Genomic DNA, 16554 nt, shown 5'->3' on the forward strand with positions numbered 1-16554 from the left:
GGGCGCCGGGGTGGCCGCCGGAAAGGCCTGGCGACCGACGAGCTCAGGAGTAGCGCTCGACGACGGAGATCTCCGCCAGCCGTGACAGCCCGTCGCGCAGGGTCCGGGCCCGCTGGGCGCCCACGCCCTCGACGGCCTCGAGCTCCTCGATGGTGGCTCCGAGGACCCCCTGCAGGGACCCCCACTGCTCGACGACGGCGCGCGCCGTCACCACGGGCAGGCGCGGGATCTTGGACAGGATCCGCAGGCCGCGCGGGGAGACCTGAGCGTCCAGGTCCTGGCCGTCGATGCCGCCTAGTCCCATGGAGCGCGCCACCATCGCCAGGTCCAGGAGGCGGGGGAGCCCACCCACTTCAGGCGCGCATCGACGGTGGTCGTGTCCAGGCCCTCGGGCAGGTAGTCCTCCAGGAGGAAGCCGTGCTCGGCGAGCAGGCCCCGGGTGAGCTCCTCGACCTGGAGGGCCAGGAGGCGCCCGTCGGTGCCGAGCTCCAGGACGTAGGAGTCGATGTCGGCGGAGATGCGGCGGACCATCTCCATGAGCTGGAGCACCGAGGTGACGTCACGGACGGTGACGAGGTCCTCGATCTCCAGGGAGTCCAGGCCGGCGGAGGTCTGGTCGAGGCGGGCCTTGTAGCGCTCCAGGGCGGACAGGGCCTGGTTGGCGCTGGCCAGGATCGACTCACTGGGCTCCAGGACGTGGCGCTTGCCGTCCACGTACAGGGAGATGATCCGCATCGACTGACTCACGGAGATGACCGGGTACCCGGTCTGGCGGGCCACGCGCTCGGCGGTGCGGTGACGCATGCCCGTCTCCGAGGTCTGGATCGAGGCGTTGGGCAGCAGCTGGACGTTGGCGCGCCGGATCCGGGCGGTGTCCATGTCGACGACGACGCCGCCGTCCATCTTGGCCAGCTCGCGCAGGCGGGCGGCGGAGAGCTCGACGTCCAGGTGGAAGCCGCCCGAGGAGATGGCCTCCACCACCGGGTCGAAGCCCAGCACGATGATCGCTCCGGTACGTCCGCGCAGGATCCGCTCCAGTCCGTCACGAAGGACGGTGCCGGGAGCAACGAGCGCAAGCGTCTCGTGCAGCTGGCCAGCGGCCTCGATCATCATCTCTCCTGATCTCGCGGTGTCCTGGGGAAGGGATCGCACAGTGAACTTGCCGGGGCGGACCGCGCTGGGGACCCTCCGGTCTCGCGGCATCCAGGTGAGCGCACGCCCCGGTGCTCACGCTCCCATGGTATCGGCAGCCGGGCCGACCTTCGGCGAGGGCCTTCCCACACTGGACCGGTCGGTCTGTTGGCGGCGCCCGGCCGATCCATGACGGTCACGTCACCTGCTCGGCTCCCGTGGCCGCCCCTGGTCCCGGCGTTGTCTGCGTTTGCCTGAACTGCCTCCACTGCCTGTGCTGTATGTGCTTGCCCATGGTGACCGTGCTGTCCTGTCAGCCGCGTGGGAGTGCCGCCCCCATGGCCTCACCCACGTGCGCGACCGGCAGCACCTGCATCCCGGCGACCTCGCGCAGCTCGGCCGAGCCCGCCAGCGGCACGATCGCCCGGTCGAAGCCGAGACGGGAGGCCTCCGCCAGGCGCCGCTGGATACCGACAGTGGCCCGCACCTCACCGGTGAGCCCCACCTCGCCGAAGGCCACGAGGCCAGCAGGTGTGGGCAGGTTGCGCGCGGCCGAGACCACGGAGATGGCCACGGCCAGGTCCGTGGCCGGCTCGACGGCGCGGGCCCCGCCCACGGTGGAGACGTAGACGTCCGCGCTGGAGGTGTCCACCCGCAGTCGGGCGCTGAGAACGGCCAGCGCCATGGCTGTGCGCGAGTGGTCCACCCCGGAGGTGGTGCGACGCGGGGAGCCGGCGTTGGTGGGGGCCACCAGCGCCTGGATCTCCACCGGCATGGGGCGGCGCCCCTCCAGGGTCACGGTGGCGCAGGTGCCCGGCACCTCGGAGCGGGCGGCGGACAGGAACAGGCCCGAGGGGTCCGCGAGCCCCACGATGCCCCGCTCGCCCAGGTCGAAGCAGCCGACCTCATCGGTGGGGCCGTAGCGGTTCTTGACGGCCCGCAGCAGCCGCAGGCGGGCGTGACGGTCCCCCTCGAACTGGGTGACGACGTCGACCAGGTGCTCCAGGACCCGGGGCCCGGCGATCCCGCCGTCCTTGGTCACATGACCCACGAGCAGCACCGGGATATTGCGCTCCTTAGCCACCGCGATGAGTGCACCGGCCACGGCCCGCACCTGGGTGACGCCCCCGGCACTGCCCTCGACCTGCGCTGAGGCGATGGTCTGAACCGAGTCCACCACCAGCAGGGAGGGACCGGCCGCCTCCACGTGCCCCAGCAGGGCCCCCAGCTCGGTCTCCGCGGCCAGGAGCAGCCCCGGATCCAGGGCGTCGATGCGCTCGGCCCGCAGCCGCACCTGCGAGGCCGACTCCTCACCGGTGGCGTAGAGGACCGGCCCGTCCCCGCGCTCGCGAGCCACAGCGGCTGCCTTCGCGGCGACGTCGAGCAGCAGCGTGGACTTGCCGACGCCGGGCTCGCCGGCCAGCAGCACGACGGCACCCGGCACGATCCCGCCGCCCAGGACCCGGTCCAGCTCACCCACCCCGGTGGGACGGGCCCTGGCCTCCGTGGCGCTGACCTCCCCGATGGGGCGGGCGGCCACGGTCGGTCGCACGGCGCCGGCAGCGCCCAGGGCCCCGCCTGCGCCCCCACCCGGGGAGTCGGAGACCTGAGTCTCCTCCAGGGTTCCCCACTCGCGGCACTCCCGGCACTGGCCCATCCACTTGGGGCTGGACCAGCCGCACTCCGTGCAGCAGTAGGAGACCTTGGGTGCCTTGGGGCTCTTCGATGCGGGCATGACCGGAGAGTATCGGGCCCCACCGACATCTATTCAGACCTCGACATCGGCGCCCTGCGGGCCTCAGTAGCCGACCGGGCCGCTCTGCCCGGGCTGCCCTCCCTGACCGTGGGGCTGCTGGTTCTGGGAATCCTGACCGTACTGGCCCGACGGCGGCACCTGGCCCGGCTGCTGCTCGCCGTGCGGGGCCTGCTGCGGAGCGGTCCGAGCTGCCTGCTGGCCGGGCACCTGGCCGTAGCCGGTGCTCTGCGGCGCCGTCGGCTGGGCTGCCGGCTGTCCGTACTGGGGCTGTCCGTACTGGCCCTGCTGAGGGACCTGCCCTCCCTGGAAGTACGGGGCCGCGTAGCCGGTTACCAGGTGGGGAGACTTCTTGGCCAGGGCCGCGTCGGCGAATCTGCCGATCGCCAGAGCGCCGACAACGGGAAGAATGAAGACCAGGTAGGGGATGCGCACCCTCCCCTCGGCGTTTGTGATGATCCCGATGAAGATCGCGATGTCGATGACGACGCCGATCACGACCATGATGGTCATGATCAGGTAGTAGTAGCGCGTGCGCAGGGGCTGGTCCTTACCGGAGTCCTCGCTGTCAGGGATCTGAGGGTCGTTCTGGGCGGGTTGCTGTGCGCTCATGAGAGACGGCCTTTTCTGTATTCGGGGATTGGTGTCGCAGTGCGCCAGGTGGCGCGACCGGTCCCAGCCTGCCCACATTTGACCGTCAGGTCACCCCCTCACTCATGGGGAGGGGTACCCCCGTGACATGTGCTTCTCTCATGCCGAGCCGGGCACCTCTCGCGTGGCCCTACAGAAAGACCGTAGGACGACTCGAAAGATGCCCGGCTCGGTGGCGGTGGGGCAGTGGGGGTCAGCCGTGGGTGCGGGCCAGGGCCCGGCGGGCCCGCTCGGCGACGTTGTCGGCGGTGAAGCCGTACTCCTCGAACAGGGCGGTGCCGGGGGCGGAGGAACCGTAGTGGTCGATGGAGACGATCTCGCCGGCGTCGCCGACGATCTCGCGCCAGCCCAGGGCGATGCCCGCCTCGATGGCGACCTTGGCGGTGCCGGCCGGCAGCACCTGCTCCCGGTAGGCGGCGTCCTGCTGGGCGAACCACTCCAGGCAGGGGGCGGAGACCACCCGGGTGGGGGTGCCCTCCTCCTGGAGGATCTCCCGGGCGGCCACGGCCACGCCGACCTCGGAGCCGGTGGCGATCAGGACGACCTCGGGGGCCGCCTGCTGCCCATCGGTGTCGGTGGCCTCGGCCAGGATGTAGGCGCCGCGGCGCACGCCCTCGGCGGCGGCCTCGGCGGAGGCGCTCACGGTGAGGTTCTGACGCGACAGGGCGATGCCGGCCGGCTCGTCGTGACGGCGCAGGATCTCCGCCCAGGCCGCGGCGGTCTCGTTGGCGTCCCCGGGCCGCACCACGGACAGTCCGGGGATGGCGCGCAGCGCCGCCAGGTGCTCGACGGGCTGGTGCGTGGGGCCGTCCTCGCCGACCCCGATCGAGTCGTGGGACCACACGAAGACCGGGCCGATCCCCATGAGAGCCGCCAGGCGCACGGCCGGGCGCATGTAGTCGGAGAACACCATGAAGGTGCCCCCGTAGGGGCGGGTGAGCCCGTCCAAGGCGATCCCGTTGAGGATCGAGCCCATGGCGTGCTCGCGCACACCGAAGTGGAGGGTGCGCCCGAAGGGCCCGTCGCCCTCGGACTGCGCCAGGCCGGCGGGAAGGAAGGAGGGCTCCCCGGCCATGGTCGTGTTGTTCGAGCCGGCCAGGTCCGCCGACCCGCCCCACAGCTCGGGCACCACGCCGGCCAGGGCGGAGAGCACCTTGCCCGACGCCGCACGGGTGGCCAACGACTCGCCCACCTCCCAGGTCGGCAGGGCCTCCTCAAGGCCCTCGGGCAGACGGTGGGCCTCAAGGCGCTCCAACAGCGCGGCGCCGGCGGGGTTGGCCTGCTGCCAGGTCGAGAAGCGCGCGTCCCAGTCCGCTCGGGCGGCCCGGGCGTTGTCGGCGGCCTGCTTCCGAGCGTGGGAGACGACGTCCTCGGGCAGGATGAAGCTCTGCTCGGGGTCCAGGCCCAGGGCCCGCTTGAGCCCGGCGACCTCCTCGGCCCCGAGCTTGGAGCCGTGGGAGGACTCCTGGCCCTGCTTGGTCGGGGAGGGCCAGGCGATGATGGTGTGCAGACGGATCAGCGACGGGCGCGTGCTCTCGGCGCGGGCCGCGACGATGGCCTCGTGCAGCTCCTCGAGGTTCTCCGCGTAGCCGTCGGGGCCGGTGCGCCAGTCGACGTCGAGCACCTGCCAGCCGTAGGCCTCGAAGCGGGCCGAGACGTCCTCGGTGAAGGCGATGTCCGTGTTGCCCTCGATGGAGATGTCGTTGTCGTCGTAGATGGCGATGAGGTTGCCCAGCTGCTGGGTGCCGGCCAGGGAGGCGGCCTCCGAGGACACGCCCTCCTGCATGCAGCCGTCGCCCAGGACCGTGTAGACGAAGTGGTCGAAGACCGACTCGCCCAGCGGGGTGCCGGCGTCGAGCAGCCCGTGCTCGCGGCGCGCCGCCATGGCCAGGCCCACCGCGTTGGCGAAGCCCGCCCCCAGCGGGCCCGTGGTGGTCTCCACCCCGACAACCTCGCCGAACTCGGGGTGGCCCGGCAGGCCGGCCGGAGAGCGGAAGGCCGTGAAGCCCTCCAGATCGATGTCGTATCCGGCCAGGAACAGCTGGATGTACTGCACCAGCGAGGCGTGCCCGATGGACAGGACGAACCGGTCCCGTCCCAGCCACCCCGGATCCGCCGGGTCGTGGACCATCTCACGCTGGTAGAGCAGCCACGCCACCCCGGCCAGGGAGATCGGCGTACCGGGGTGGCCCGACCCCGCCTTCTCCACGGCGTCGGCGGCCAGGGCCTTGGACACCGCGATGGTCTGACGGTCAAGATCGGTGAGCAACGGCTCAGCGCTCATAACGGAGGACTCCTTGTGCATGAGGGTGGGTCTTGCTCGCGGCCACGGGCGCCGTGACGGTGGTGCATCGCGGTGCATCCGCGGGCGGGCATCAAGGGTGATCCTTCCCGCTTCCGTGAGGGCGGGCAAGTACAGGCACGAGTGCGTGTGTCTTTCACACTCGGGGGCTTGTTCCCGCAGGCGGGTGCTCTTGCCCGTAGATTGGGCCGCATATGGGTACAGCAAGAGGGCGCGCGGCGCCGCCGGCGGAGCGCGGGAGCGCGTTGGAGCAGATCGATTCCCGGCCCCTGACGGGCCATCAGCGAAGCATCATCGCTCTGGCCATCGTCGCCAACATCTCTGAGTTCTTCGACATGTTCCTCATCGGCTTCGCCGTCGTCCAGCTTCAGAAGGAGTGGAGCCTGGGCGGGTTCGAGACCGGTGTCATCCTGGCCTGCTCCGGGCTGGGTACGGTGCTCGGCGCGGTCCTGTGGGGCTGGGCCGCCGACCGGATGGGCCGACGGCGCACCTTCTTCTGGTGCGTCCTGATCTTCACCGTCTTCACCCTGGCCTCGGTGTTCACCCCCACGGGCTGGTGGATGATGCTGGCCCTGCTGCGGGTGCTGGTCGGAGTGGGCGTCGGGGGCCTCAACATCGTCTCCATCCCCTACGTCCAGGAGTTCGTGCCCACCAGGCAGCGCGGTCTGCTGGCCGGACTGGGCTCGGTGTTCATCCCGCTGGGGCTCTTCCTGGGCTCTGTGTCGCAGCGGCTCCTGCACGACAACTGGCGCGGCCTCATCGCGCTGGGGGCCGTCCCGATCCTCCTGCTGGTCTGGATTCGGATCGTCCCCGAGTCGCCCCGCTTCCTGCTCTCCCACGGGCGCGAGCGCGAGGCCCGCGAGTCCATCGCCTGGGCCCTGGAGCTGAGTCCCGACGACGTCGGAGCCCTGCCGCCGGTGCGGACCGGGCCGCGCATCGCCTACGGCGAGCTGCTGCGCAAGCACCTGCGGCCCCTGGCCATCGTCTCGGTGGGCTCCTTCTGCTTCATCCTGGGCTCCTTCACCGTGCAGTCCTGGGGACAGACGCTCCTGGAGGTCGGCTTCGCCGATATCGGCGCCGACGCCGTGGGGACGCTGTTCATGGGGGTCTCCCTGGTGGATCTGCTCGGGCGCCTGGCCTCGGCCTGGCTCGCCGACCGGATCGGGCGGCGCTGGACCGTGTTCTCCTTCGGTCTCATCGGGGCGCTCGGAGCGGTCATCGTGGCCCTCTCCGCCCACTGGGAGACCTCGTGGATCGTCTTCTTCACCGGCATCTGCATCACGATGGGCTTCGGCGACGGGGCCTTCGGGATCCTCAACGCCTTCGGCGGCGAGCAGTTCCCCAACGGTGCCCGGGGCACGGGGCTGGGCCTGGGATACGGCATCGGCGCGAGCGCCAAGATCCTCGGGCCCCTGCTCATGGGGGTGATGATCGGCTCCGGCAGCCTTCAGGATCTGGCGCACCCGCTGGCGGCGGTCTTCCCGGCCTTCCTCTTCTTCGCGGTCATGCTGGTCCTGGGCGGCTTCATCTACCTGCTGGCCCGCGAGACCAAGGGTGAGAGCCTCGAGGACATCTGAGTGCCCGAGCGCTTCGAGGGCGTCAGTGGTGGCGGGCTCAGGACTTCCAGGCGGTGGCCGGGTAGAAGGCGCTCTCGTTGCAGAACCCGTAGGGCGTCACCGTCACTATCTCGTGCTGGCCGCCGGTCCTGGACTGTGAGATCACCTCGCCGGTGTCCAGGTCGATGAGGTGCAGGCGGCCTCCATTGAGGGTGAGGTAGAGGATGGAGCCGTAGATCGCCGCACTCTGGTAGGACTCCTCCTCGGTGGACTCTCGGGTCAGCAGCGCGGTCGCCGAGCCGTTCTTGCGGACCTGGATGTGGTCGGTCCTCCTGATGACGTATCCGTTGCTCGCGGTCAGGGTGGGGTGCTTGTCCTCCTTGTCGACCGGCAGGTCCGTCAGCTCGGTGCGCTCACCGGTGGTGAGGTTGATGCTCACCTCGGGGTAGGGCGGCTCCTTCGTGCGGCTGTCGGTGGCGTAGAGGTAGCCCTGGTGCACGAGCTGTGCGCTCAGGTTCTCGATGGGGTGGGTGAGGCCGTCGGCGAGCGTGACGATGGCCGTGTGGACCTTCGCGTCGTCACCGAGCAGGGCCACCGCCTCGCCGCCGGCCACCGCGCAGAAGCTCTGGGACGTGACGGAGGCCAGGTCGAACTGCACGGACAGGTCCTTCGCAGACAGCCGCAGGGCCCGGTGCGGGACGCTGGTGGTGATCAGGAGGTCGGCGCCGTCGGAGGTCAGCGTGATCGAGGATCCGGCGCGGTAGGTCGACTCCCTCGCCTTGAGGGCGAGATTCTCCCCGAGCAGCGCGCTGGCGACGATGCGGCGGTCGGCCAGGCGGATCTTGAGCAGACTGACTCGTCCCCGGTTCTCGGGGCGCTCGTCGAGGACGTCCTCGCGGCCGGTGATGAGGTAGGCGAACTCGTCGTCGCAGGTGGCGGCGCAGGTGAACTGCTCGGTGACGAGTGTGCCGGGGCTGGGGGCGATGGGGTTGCTTGCGGGAACACCGCCGACGGGGGGAACGGTCATCGGCTCGATGCGATACCCGTGCTTGGAGTCCTCCGGCACGATGCCGTAGGTCGTCGGCCCCTTGAGGTCAACGAGGATGGGGCGGTCGCCGGACAGACCGGCGGTCTCGTCGTCGCTGTTGACGTCATAGGCGATGAGAAAGGAGCCGTGGACGGTCTCGATCATCGCGTTGGTGGGCCAGGGGTGGTTCTGATTCTCCTTGACGCGCAGGGGCCACACCGCCTCGCCGCCGAAGTCGGTCGGGATGGAGGGGGCCTTCGGGAGCGTGGACAGTGACGCGTGAAGGACGGTGGGGGGCTGAGGGGTCAGGGTGCGCGCGATGCGCTGGCGGACGTCCGCGCAGCCGCTCAGGGACAGGGCGCCGGCGCCCGCGGTGGCGCCGAGTGCGGCGGTGAGAAAGATGCGACGACGCATGATGACCTGCCCGGTACTGACTGTGCGGAATGACGGGGACATGCTACGTGGCCGGGTGCGGTTGAGCGGACATATTCCGCACCCGGCCACGTGGATGATCTCGATTTGTTTCAGACCTACCGGTTGTCAGTGCTCCGAGTGTTCGACGACGGCGGCCGGGGCTGCGCCGTCGTGGTCAGCGGAGCCGGCGTGGTCGGCGGAGGTGTCCGAGCCCGGCAGGTGGCTGCCCACCATGTCGGTCAGTCCGGTGCCCACGAGGCTGCGCAGGATGAGATCGAGCTGCTCGACGTTGTTGGCCACCGCCTTGGGCAGGGCGGAGGCGCCCTCGGTGGAGATGATCGACAGGTCGCGCACGCTGGCCAGCGGCTCGCTCAGGGCCCGGGCGATCTCGGGGGCCTTGTCCAGCAGCATCTGGCGGGTGGCGGCCTCGCCGTACTTGGCCAGGGCGTCCGCCTTGTCGCTCATGGCCTTGGCCTCGGCCTCACCGGCGGCACGGATCGTGTCGGCCTCGGCCTGGCCTCGGGCCGCGATGGCCTCGGCCTCGGCGCGGGCCCGGGCGGCGGTCGCCTTGGCCTCGGCCTCGGCGCGGGCCACCGGTGGCCTGGGCCTGGGCCTCGGCGTCCAGACGGGTGCGCTCGGCGTCGGCCTGGGCCCGCAGCAGCGCCTCGGTCTTGGAGGCCTGAGCCTCCTGCTCGCGCTGGTAGCGGGCGGCGTCGGCGGGCTTGCGCACGGTGGAGTCCAGCTCGCGCTCGGTCAGGGCGGCCTTGGCCTCGGCCGCCTCCTGCCCGATGATGGCGATCTCGCGCTCCTTGGCGGCGCGGGCGATCGGGCCGGCGGAGTCGGCGTCGGCCTGGGCCTTGTCCGTCTCGGCCTTGAGCTGGGCCTGACGCAGGGACAGGTCGCGCTCGCGCTCGGCGATCTGCTGACGGGAGGTGACCTCGGCGTCGCGGGCCTCACGCTCGGCGTTGGCCCGCGCGATGCGGGCGTCCTTCTCGACGCGCTGCTGCTCGGGCACACCCAGGGACTCGATGTAACCGCCGGCGTCGGTGATCTCGGAGACCTGGAGCATGTCGATCTCCAGACCCATGTTGGCCATGATGCTCTTGGCGTCGTCGAAGACGTTGCGCTGCAGGGCGTCGCGGTCGGAGATGAGGTCGGTGACCGTCATGTGGCCGATGATCGAGCGCAGGGAGCCGATGAGCGCCTCCCGTGCGGAGTCGGCGATGGCCTGGTCCGTGTTGGGCTTGCCCAGGAAGCGCTTGGCGGCGGCACGCACCTGCTCGTCGGAGTCGCCCACCTTGACGGCGGCCACGGCGGCGACGTTGACGTTGATCTTGTTCTCGTCCTCGGCGGTGACCTTGAAACCGATCGTGGTCTGGGTGAAGGGCAGGTACTGGATGGTCTGGATGACCGGCAGGACGAAGTCGCGTCCACCGGGGTGGACGATCTTGACCGTGCCCCGGTTCGATCCGGAGATCAGACCGGTGAGGTTGGAGGGGACGACGACGATGCGGCTGAACAGGTAGGCGACCGCCGCCAGCACGATGATGGCGACGATGGCGATCAGACCGATGAGTGATACACCCATGCGGGTTCCTTTCTGTGCGGGAAGATGGGATGAAGGAGGATGGTGGGCAGACGGCGCAGTAACAGGTGGGGTGCGGTCCGTCAGAGGCTCCCGGTGGGCTCAGTCGCTGATCTGCTCCCAGGGGACGATGGCCAGGGTGGAGTCGACGGCGTCGAGCACCCAGGCGCTCTGCCCCGAGCGCAGCGGCTGCTCGGAGTGCGCCGGCAAGGTGAGCTGGTGGCCGCGCGTGACGGCGCGAACCTCACCGCTGCCGTCCTTCCACCACAGGACGGTGACCTTCTCACCGACCAGCTCGGCGGCGGTGGGCGGAGCCGTGTCCAACGGCATGGAGCGCCTGAGTCGGTTCCACAGCCAGCGCATGAGTGCACCGGATCCGAGGGCTGCTGCGGTGGGAACGCCCCACAGCACCGCCGCCGGCACCTGCGCCGTGGCCGAGCCCGTCGCCGTCACCCCCATGCCGATGGCGCCGAACACGGCCACAGGCAGAGCGAGGATCGGCACGAGCCCGTCGGGCAGGAGGGCGTCCAGCAGTCCGTCGAACAGGATGCCGGCCACCAGGACGGTGCAGCCGATGATCGCGCACCAGGCGAAGACGCCCACACCAGCTCCCTTCCGCGCAGGCCCCTCGACCTCCGACACCTGGATTCTGCCACGCAGGCCGGCACGGCAAGCCTGGGTTGGGATGGGAAGAACAACCCGGTTGGACTCAGGCGCCGCGGGCGCGCGGCAGCCGACCGGAGTCCTGCAGGGGCGGCGCAGCCGAGGACCAGGATGTCGCCGTCGGGATGGCTGTCGCAGCAGAGGGGTTGGTGGGAATGGTCATGGTCTCCTGCATCGCCGGATCGGTCCCCTGCTCGGGGCCGGCCGGGGCGGCGGTGCCGGCGGTCCTACCTGTGCCGGCTGTACCAGCCGTGCTCACCGTGACCGCTGCCTTCCGGTGGGATCCGACGGCGTCGGCGGGGACGGCGCCGGCGGCTGCCACTGCCGAGGACTGGTCTGCCTGCTGGGAGGCGGTCAGGATGGGCGGGCCCGACGGGTCGGGGACGGGATGGCCGGCGCTCCCGGGTGCCTGGGCGGCGGCCTGGGGTCCTCCTTGGGGCGGGAGAAGTCCGTAGCCGGCGGCCGCGGCCGGAATCGCACCGGCTGCCGCGGCCGAGGAGGGCTGGGGCCCGGTGGGTCCGGTGGGCACGGTGACGGTTTGCGCGGATACAGCCACGGCTCTCACTGGTGACCCGACCTGGCGCTCGGCCGGCGGGTTCGCCTGGGCGCCGGTGTGCTTGGGGCGCGGCTGGGCCGGCTGGGCCGGTTGGGGCCTTGCCGGTGCGGCGCCGGCGGCAACGGCCGCTGCGATCGGTGAGGCGGGCGCCTCGGTGGTGTGGCGCCCGGTCTGCGTCCCGGGGGAGTCGAGGCGAGAACCGGCTCGGTCTCCTCGGTGTTGGCCGAGGCCGTCGACGCTCCCGAGGTCACTGCCACGGAGGCGGACAGGGGCGAGGTTGTCACCGTCCCCGTGACCGTGATGGCGTCAGGGGCCGCGGCCGCCTGCATGGACGAACCAGACAGGGCGGCCTGGGTCCGTCGACGCCGGGAGATGCGACTGGGGGTCGGGTCCTCGAAGACTCTCCTGGGCGCCTGGGGCTCCCGGTGACTTCTCGGGCCCGCGGGGGAGTGCTGGGGCTGGCCCTCGGGTGCGGAGGTCTGCTCCGGTGGCGCTGACTGGGCGCCGGCTGCCTGTGGCGGGGCCTCGGGCAGCGAGTCGGTGGACGGCCCGGAGGGCGCGTCGGTCCGCGGCTCCAGGATGGAGACGGCAGCCGCTGGGTCCGACGGCTCCGCGCCGCCGGGTCGCTCGCCCAGGGCGGCGGCTGAGAAGGATGGCTCGGGCACCGGCGCATGTGAGCCGGTGGTGGCGGTCGTCGTCGCAGGCGCTGCTGGCACCACCGGCCGGGCCGGCTCGGGAATGGTCATGGAGCGTGCCGGAGCCGCTGCCCGCCCGCCCCGGCGCCCGGGGGTGATCGGAGGCCAGACGACATCGGCGTCGGACACCGGGGCGGCGGCCGGCCTGGAGGGCGCCTCCGAGGCCCTGCGTTCCACCCGGCTGCGCGCCCGCCGTGAGCGCCGCCGGGGCTCGGAGCCGGAGGCGCGGGCGCCGTCGGCGGAGGGCACGGCCCTCGTGGTTCCAGTGACTCCACTGGCCCGGATGGCCCCGGCGGGGGAGGCGGGGCTCGGGTAGTCGGCGAACTTGGCGATGTGGTCCAGGTCGTAGTGGGTCGGGTCCTGTCCGGCGTTGCGCAGCACGTCCTCCAGAGGGCTGAGCAGGGCCAGCCGGAAGGCGGGGTCGACACAGCGGGCGTTGACCGCGCCCCAGATCTGGTCGGCGGTCAGGGACTCCTCGGAGGAGCCCAGGTCATTGCGGATCGCGGTGACCAGGTCCGACTCCAGGCGCGCGTAGGCCATGGCGTAGGCACTCGGCCACGGGGCCTCGGGCCGCTGGGTGCGCAGGAGGGCGAAGTTCCGCATGGCGCGCAGCACCTCGTCCGAGCCACCCACCAGGGCCCCCACCCGCAGGCGGTCCAGCGCCTCATTCTTCATCGTCCCGGTGCCCTCGGGGCCCAGCAGGTGCTTGGAGTCCTCGACGACCTCACGCAGGAAGACCCGGTAGGCGGCGACGCTGTCAGGGGTCGTGCGCTCCTTGGTCATCGAGCGCAGCCGCTCGGCGGCGTGACGCGCCGCCAGGCGGGCCGAGCTGGCCTCGGACTGGACCTCGTTGATCCGCGAGATGCTCGCCCGGGAGATCCGTGAGGCCTCCTTGAGGGCCAGGTCCGCATGCGCCGTCGAGCGCCGGGCGGCGAAGACGGCGGCAACGGCGACCAGGATGGAGACACCGGCTGCGATAGTGGCCACGACGGCGACGACGGACAGATCCATACCCCTATCCTGCCCGTAATCGACTCGATGGTGCCGCGAAAAAAGGGCCTCCCCAGATAGTCCCCAGAATCTCTGCGGGTGACGCCCAGGCCGGGTGGTGGCCGCGCTCACGCTGAGGAGGGCGAGGGGGTGACGTCGCTGGGGCGGTGCGTTGGGAGGGGGCGCCGGCCGCTGCGGCGCGCATCCGCCCCGACAAGGCCTCGGCAACCTGCACCGATGTGCACGGGGCGAGGTCCTTAGTGCCCGAGACGCCCCACGCGGGCCCGTGGCGCGGTAGCGTCAGCGCCATGAAGAAACTTATCAACGCCGTTGACAACGTGGTCACGGACACCCTGCGGGGCATGGCCGCCGCCCACCCCCACGAGCTCGACATCGACCTCGACCAGCACATCGTCTACCGCCGCCGACCCAAGGAGCAGGGCAAGGTCGCCATCATCTCCGGGGGAGGCAGCGGGCACGAGCCCCTCCACGGCGGCTTCGTGGGCACCGGCATGCTCGACGCCGCCTGCGCCGGAGAGATCTTCACCTCCCCGGTCCCCGACCAGGTGGTGGCCGCCACCAGCGCCGTCGACCGTGGAGCCGGCGTGCTGCACATCGTCAAGAACTACACCGGCGACGTCATGAACTTCGAGATGGCCGCCGAGATCGTCGAGGCCGAGTCCGGCATCCAGGTGGCCAGCGTCGTCACCAACGACGACGTCGCCGTCGAGGACTCCCTCTACACCGCCGGACGCCGCGGCGTGGGCGTGACCGTCATGGTGGAGAAGATCGCCGGCGCCGCCGCCGAGCAGGGGCGCCCGCTGGACGAGGTCGCCGGTATCGCCGCACGCGTCAACGCCGCCGGCAGGTCCATGGGGATGGCCCTGACCTCCTGCACCGTCCCGGCCAACGGCAAGCCCTCCTTCGACCTGCCCGAGGGCGAGATGGAGATCGGCATCGGCATCCACGGCGAGCCCGGACGCCACCGCGAGAAGATCGTCCCCGCCGCTGAGATCGCTGAGCGTCTCGTCACCCCCATCCTGGCTGAGCTCACCGCGCTCACCGAGCTGGACAGTGCCGGCGCCGACGAGGGCGTCATTGCCATGGTCAACGGCATGGGCGCCACCCCGCTGCTCGAGCTCTACCTCATGTACGGGGAGATCGCCCGCCTCCTTGAGGGTGCCGGGATCACCGTGGCCCGCAACCTCGTGGGCAACTACATCACCAGCCTCGACATGGCCGGCTGCTCCCTGACCCTGGTGCGTGCCGACGCCGAGCTGCTGAGCCTGTGGGACGCCCCAGTCAACACGCCCGGCCTGCGCTGGGGAGCGTGAGGACCTGACACAATCGGGGTGCCCGATCGCCTGCGGGTACCCCAAGGAGACTGTAAGGAGAAGCGACATGACCGCAGAGGTGGGAGCCGCCCGCCACTCGCTGAGCGTGGCGGACTTGGCTACCTGGGTGCGCCGTAGCGCCGCACTCATCGCCGAGCACGCCGAGGAGCTCACCGACCTGGACGCCGCCATCGGCGACGCCGATCACGGCACCAACATGAAGCGCGGCCTGGCCGCCGCCGCCGAGGCGGTGCAGGCCGGCAGCTTCGCCAGCGCCGACGCCCTGCTCAAGAAGGTCGGCACCACCCTGGTCTCCACCGTCGGCGGCGCCTCCGGGCCCCTGTTCGGCACCTTCTTCCTGCGGGCCGGGGGCGCCGTGGCCGGCCTGGAGGTGCTCGACGCCCAGGCGCTCGCCGGCGCCCTGGAGGCCGGGGTCGGCGGCCTCGCCGCACGGGGGCGGGCCACCACGGGGGAGAAGACCATGCTCGATGCCTGGAGCCCGGCCCTGGAGGCCCTGCGCGCCCACCCCGGCGACCTCGCCGCCGGCGTCGCGGCCGCCGTGCAGGCCGCCGCCGAGGGGCGCGAGGCCACCAAGCCCATGGTGGCCACCAAGGGACGGGCCTCCTACCTGGGGGAGCGCTCGGTGGGGCACATCGACCCCGGTGCCGCCTCCACCGTCCTGCTGCTGACAGCCCTCGACGACGTCGTGGCAGGGAGAGCGTCGTGAGTGCCGTGAGCGTCGGCATCGTCCTGGTCTCCCACTCCCGGGCCCTGGCCGAGGCCGCCATGGACCTGGCGCGCCGGCTCATCGTGGCCGTCGACGTCCCCGTCGAGCTGGCCGCGGGCCTGGCCGACGGCGGGCTGGGCACCGACCCCGGGGCCGTCGTCGAGGCCGTGGAGCGTCTGGCCGAGCGCTGCGAGGGCGTCCTGGTCCTGGCCGACCTGGGCAGCGGGGTCATGAGCGCCGAGATGGCTCTGGAGATGCTCGATCCGGCCCTCGCCGAGCGGACGCGCCTGTCGGCGGCGCCCTTCGTCGAGGGGTTGCTCGGCGCCTACGGCGCAGCCGGTATCGGCAAGGATCTTCAGGCCGTGGCCGCTGAGGCCGACGGCGCCGCCGAGGCCAAGCGTTCCCAGGTGGCCGCCTTCTGAGGTGCTTCTGACGCGCGTCGTCGCGTCAGGGGCCGCCGGGCCGGTTCACGCGCGGTTGGCGAAGCGCTCCAGGAGGGCGGCGTCCCCACCGACGACGAGCACGTCCTCGGCTGAGACCAGGGTGTCCGGGGTGGCGTACTCGAAGGGCTCGCCCGGGCTCATGAGGCCGAAGACGGTCACCCCGTAGCGCGAGCGCACCTTGGACTGCCCGATGGTGAATCCGTGCAGCTCCGTGGGCGGACGCATCTTGACGATGGTGAAGCCGCCCTTCTCCATCTCGATGTAGTCGAGCATGCGGCCCGAGACGAGGTGGGCGGCACGCTGACCGGCGTCGAACTCGGGGTAGACGACGTGCTGGGCGCCGATGCGGCGCAGGATGCGGCCATGGGCGCGGGAGATGGCCTTGGCCCAGATCTGGGGGGTCTCGAGGTCCACGAGGTTACCGGTGATGAGGACGGAGGCCTCCAGGGAGGTCGCCACCCCCACGACCGCGGTGCCGAACTCGGTGGCGCCCAGCTGCTCGAGGGCCTCCACGTCCGTGGCATCGGCCTCCACCAGGGGGATGCGGCCGGTCCACTGCCGCACGGTTGCGGGATTGGCCTCCACGGCCAGCACCTCGCGCCCCAGCCGGTCCAGGGTGGCGGCCACGGCCGAGCCGAAGCGTCCCAGCCCGATGACGAGCGTGGAGTCGGTGCGCGAGAGCGGGGCAGGCATGAGGTCTCCTGAGGTCGGCCGTGAGGCAGTGGCC

Annotated in this window: 14 protein-coding genes and 1 pseudogene; 4 read left to right on the plus strand and 11 right to left on the minus strand. The window is 71.5% G+C overall.

Translation table 11 applies throughout. The annotated features are described in order from the left end of the window. Positions 1–43 precede the first annotated feature (43 nt). The 4 genes and pseudogenes from disA to tkt all read right to left on the minus strand — a co-directional run bounded on the left by disA (position 44) and on the right by tkt (position 5819). A pseudogene (gene disA, locus HMPREF9058_RS01360) lies at positions 44–1113 on the minus strand (DNA integrity scanning diadenylate cyclase DisA). 331 nt (positions 1114–1444) lie between these two features. After that, the gene (gene radA / locus HMPREF9058_RS01365) at positions 1445–2866 is read right to left on the minus strand and encodes a DNA repair protein RadA (RefSeq protein ID WP_009747287.1); all 1422 of its coding nucleotides are present in this window, start codon (positions 2864–2866) and stop codon (positions 1445–1447) included. A gap of 63 nt (positions 2867–2929) precedes the next feature. After that, positions 2930–3496: a hypothetical protein gene (locus HMPREF9058_RS01370; RefSeq protein WP_009405731.1), complete on the minus strand. Its 567-nt coding sequence runs from the start codon at positions 3494–3496 to the stop codon at positions 2930–2932. A 232-nt stretch (positions 3497–3728) separates the two neighbouring features. After that, a complete protein-coding gene (gene tkt, locus HMPREF9058_RS01375) occupies positions 3729–5819 on the minus strand; it encodes a transketolase (RefSeq protein ID WP_009747575.1) in 2091 nt (696 codons plus the stop codon). Between the two features lie 212 nt (positions 5820–6031). Between tkt and HMPREF9058_RS01380 the strand changes: the two genes are divergently transcribed. After that, complete coding sequence (locus HMPREF9058_RS01380; protein ID WP_050797981.1) at positions 6032–7414, plus strand: MFS transporter; 1383 nt, start codon at positions 6032–6034, stop codon at positions 7412–7414. Positions 7415–7451: 37 nt separating this feature from the next. Here the strand turns inward: HMPREF9058_RS01380 and HMPREF9058_RS01385 are convergent, their stop codons facing one another. The 6 genes from HMPREF9058_RS01385 to HMPREF9058_RS01410 all read right to left on the minus strand — a co-directional run bounded on the left by HMPREF9058_RS01385 (position 7452) and on the right by HMPREF9058_RS01410 (position 13344). Further along, positions 7452–8876 (minus strand): hypothetical protein, encoded by a 1425-nt coding sequence (locus tag HMPREF9058_RS01385; protein ID WP_009406253.1) that lies wholly within the window; start codon positions 8874–8876, stop codon positions 7452–7454. Positions 8877–8960: 84 nt separating this feature from the next. Beyond that, on the minus strand, positions 8961–9428 hold the full coding sequence (locus tag HMPREF9058_RS13720) for a flotillin domain-containing protein (protein ID WP_043537560.1): 468 nt from the start codon (positions 9426–9428) through the stop codon (positions 8961–8963). Further along, on the minus strand, positions 9316–10422 hold the full coding sequence (locus HMPREF9058_RS01395; protein ID WP_009747337.1) for a flotillin family protein: 1107 nt from the start codon (positions 10420–10422) through the stop codon (positions 9316–9318). The genes HMPREF9058_RS13720 and HMPREF9058_RS01395 overlap by 113 nt, the downstream gene beginning before the upstream one ends. Positions 10423–10521: 99 nt before the next feature. After that, positions 10522–11022, minus strand: coding sequence for a nodulation protein NfeD (locus tag HMPREF9058_RS01400; protein ID WP_009747649.1), 501 nt, complete (start codon positions 11020–11022; stop codon positions 10522–10524). A 106-nt stretch (positions 11023–11128) separates the two neighbouring features. After that, positions 11129–11611 (minus strand): DNA polymerase III subunit gamma/tau, encoded by a 483-nt coding sequence (locus HMPREF9058_RS01405; protein WP_254654025.1) that lies wholly within the window; start codon positions 11609–11611, stop codon positions 11129–11131. A gap of 32 nt (positions 11612–11643) precedes the next feature. After that, positions 11644–13344 (minus strand): hypothetical protein, encoded by a 1701-nt coding sequence (locus tag HMPREF9058_RS01410; RefSeq protein WP_009405813.1) that lies wholly within the window; start codon positions 13342–13344, stop codon positions 11644–11646. A gap of 287 nt (positions 13345–13631) precedes the next feature. On the opposite strand from HMPREF9058_RS01410, the gene dhaK reads away from it, so the two are divergent. From dhaK to dhaM, 3 genes are all read left to right on the plus strand, one after another. Next, a complete protein-coding gene (gene dhaK, locus HMPREF9058_RS01415) occupies positions 13632–14657 on the plus strand; it encodes a dihydroxyacetone kinase subunit DhaK (protein ID WP_009747468.1) in 1026 nt (341 codons plus the stop codon). A 67-nt stretch (positions 14658–14724) separates the two neighbouring features. Next, positions 14725–15384, plus strand: a complete 660-nt coding sequence (dhaL, locus tag HMPREF9058_RS01420) for a dihydroxyacetone kinase subunit DhaL (RefSeq protein WP_009405654.1) — start codon at positions 14725–14727, stop codon at positions 15382–15384. A gap of 5 nt (positions 15385–15389) precedes the next feature. Next, positions 15390–15806 carry a dihydroxyacetone kinase phosphoryl donor subunit DhaM gene (dhaM, locus tag HMPREF9058_RS01425; RefSeq protein WP_075414906.1) on the plus strand — a complete coding sequence of 139 codons (417 nt, stop codon included), beginning with the start codon at positions 15390–15392 and terminating at the stop codon, positions 15804–15806. A 45-nt stretch (positions 15807–15851) separates the two neighbouring features. On the opposite strand, the gene HMPREF9058_RS01430 is transcribed toward dhaM, so the two are convergent. Then, positions 15852–16520, minus strand: a complete 669-nt coding sequence (locus HMPREF9058_RS01430) for a TrkA family potassium uptake protein (protein ID WP_009394109.1) — start codon at positions 16518–16520, stop codon at positions 15852–15854. Between the last annotated feature and the right edge of the window lie 34 nt (positions 16521–16554).

Origin of the sequence: Actinomyces sp. oral taxon 175 str. F0384, assembly GCF_000223355.1 — a bacterium.
Lineage (GTDB): Bacteria > Actinomycetota > Actinomycetes > Actinomycetales > Actinomycetaceae > Actinomyces > Actinomyces oris.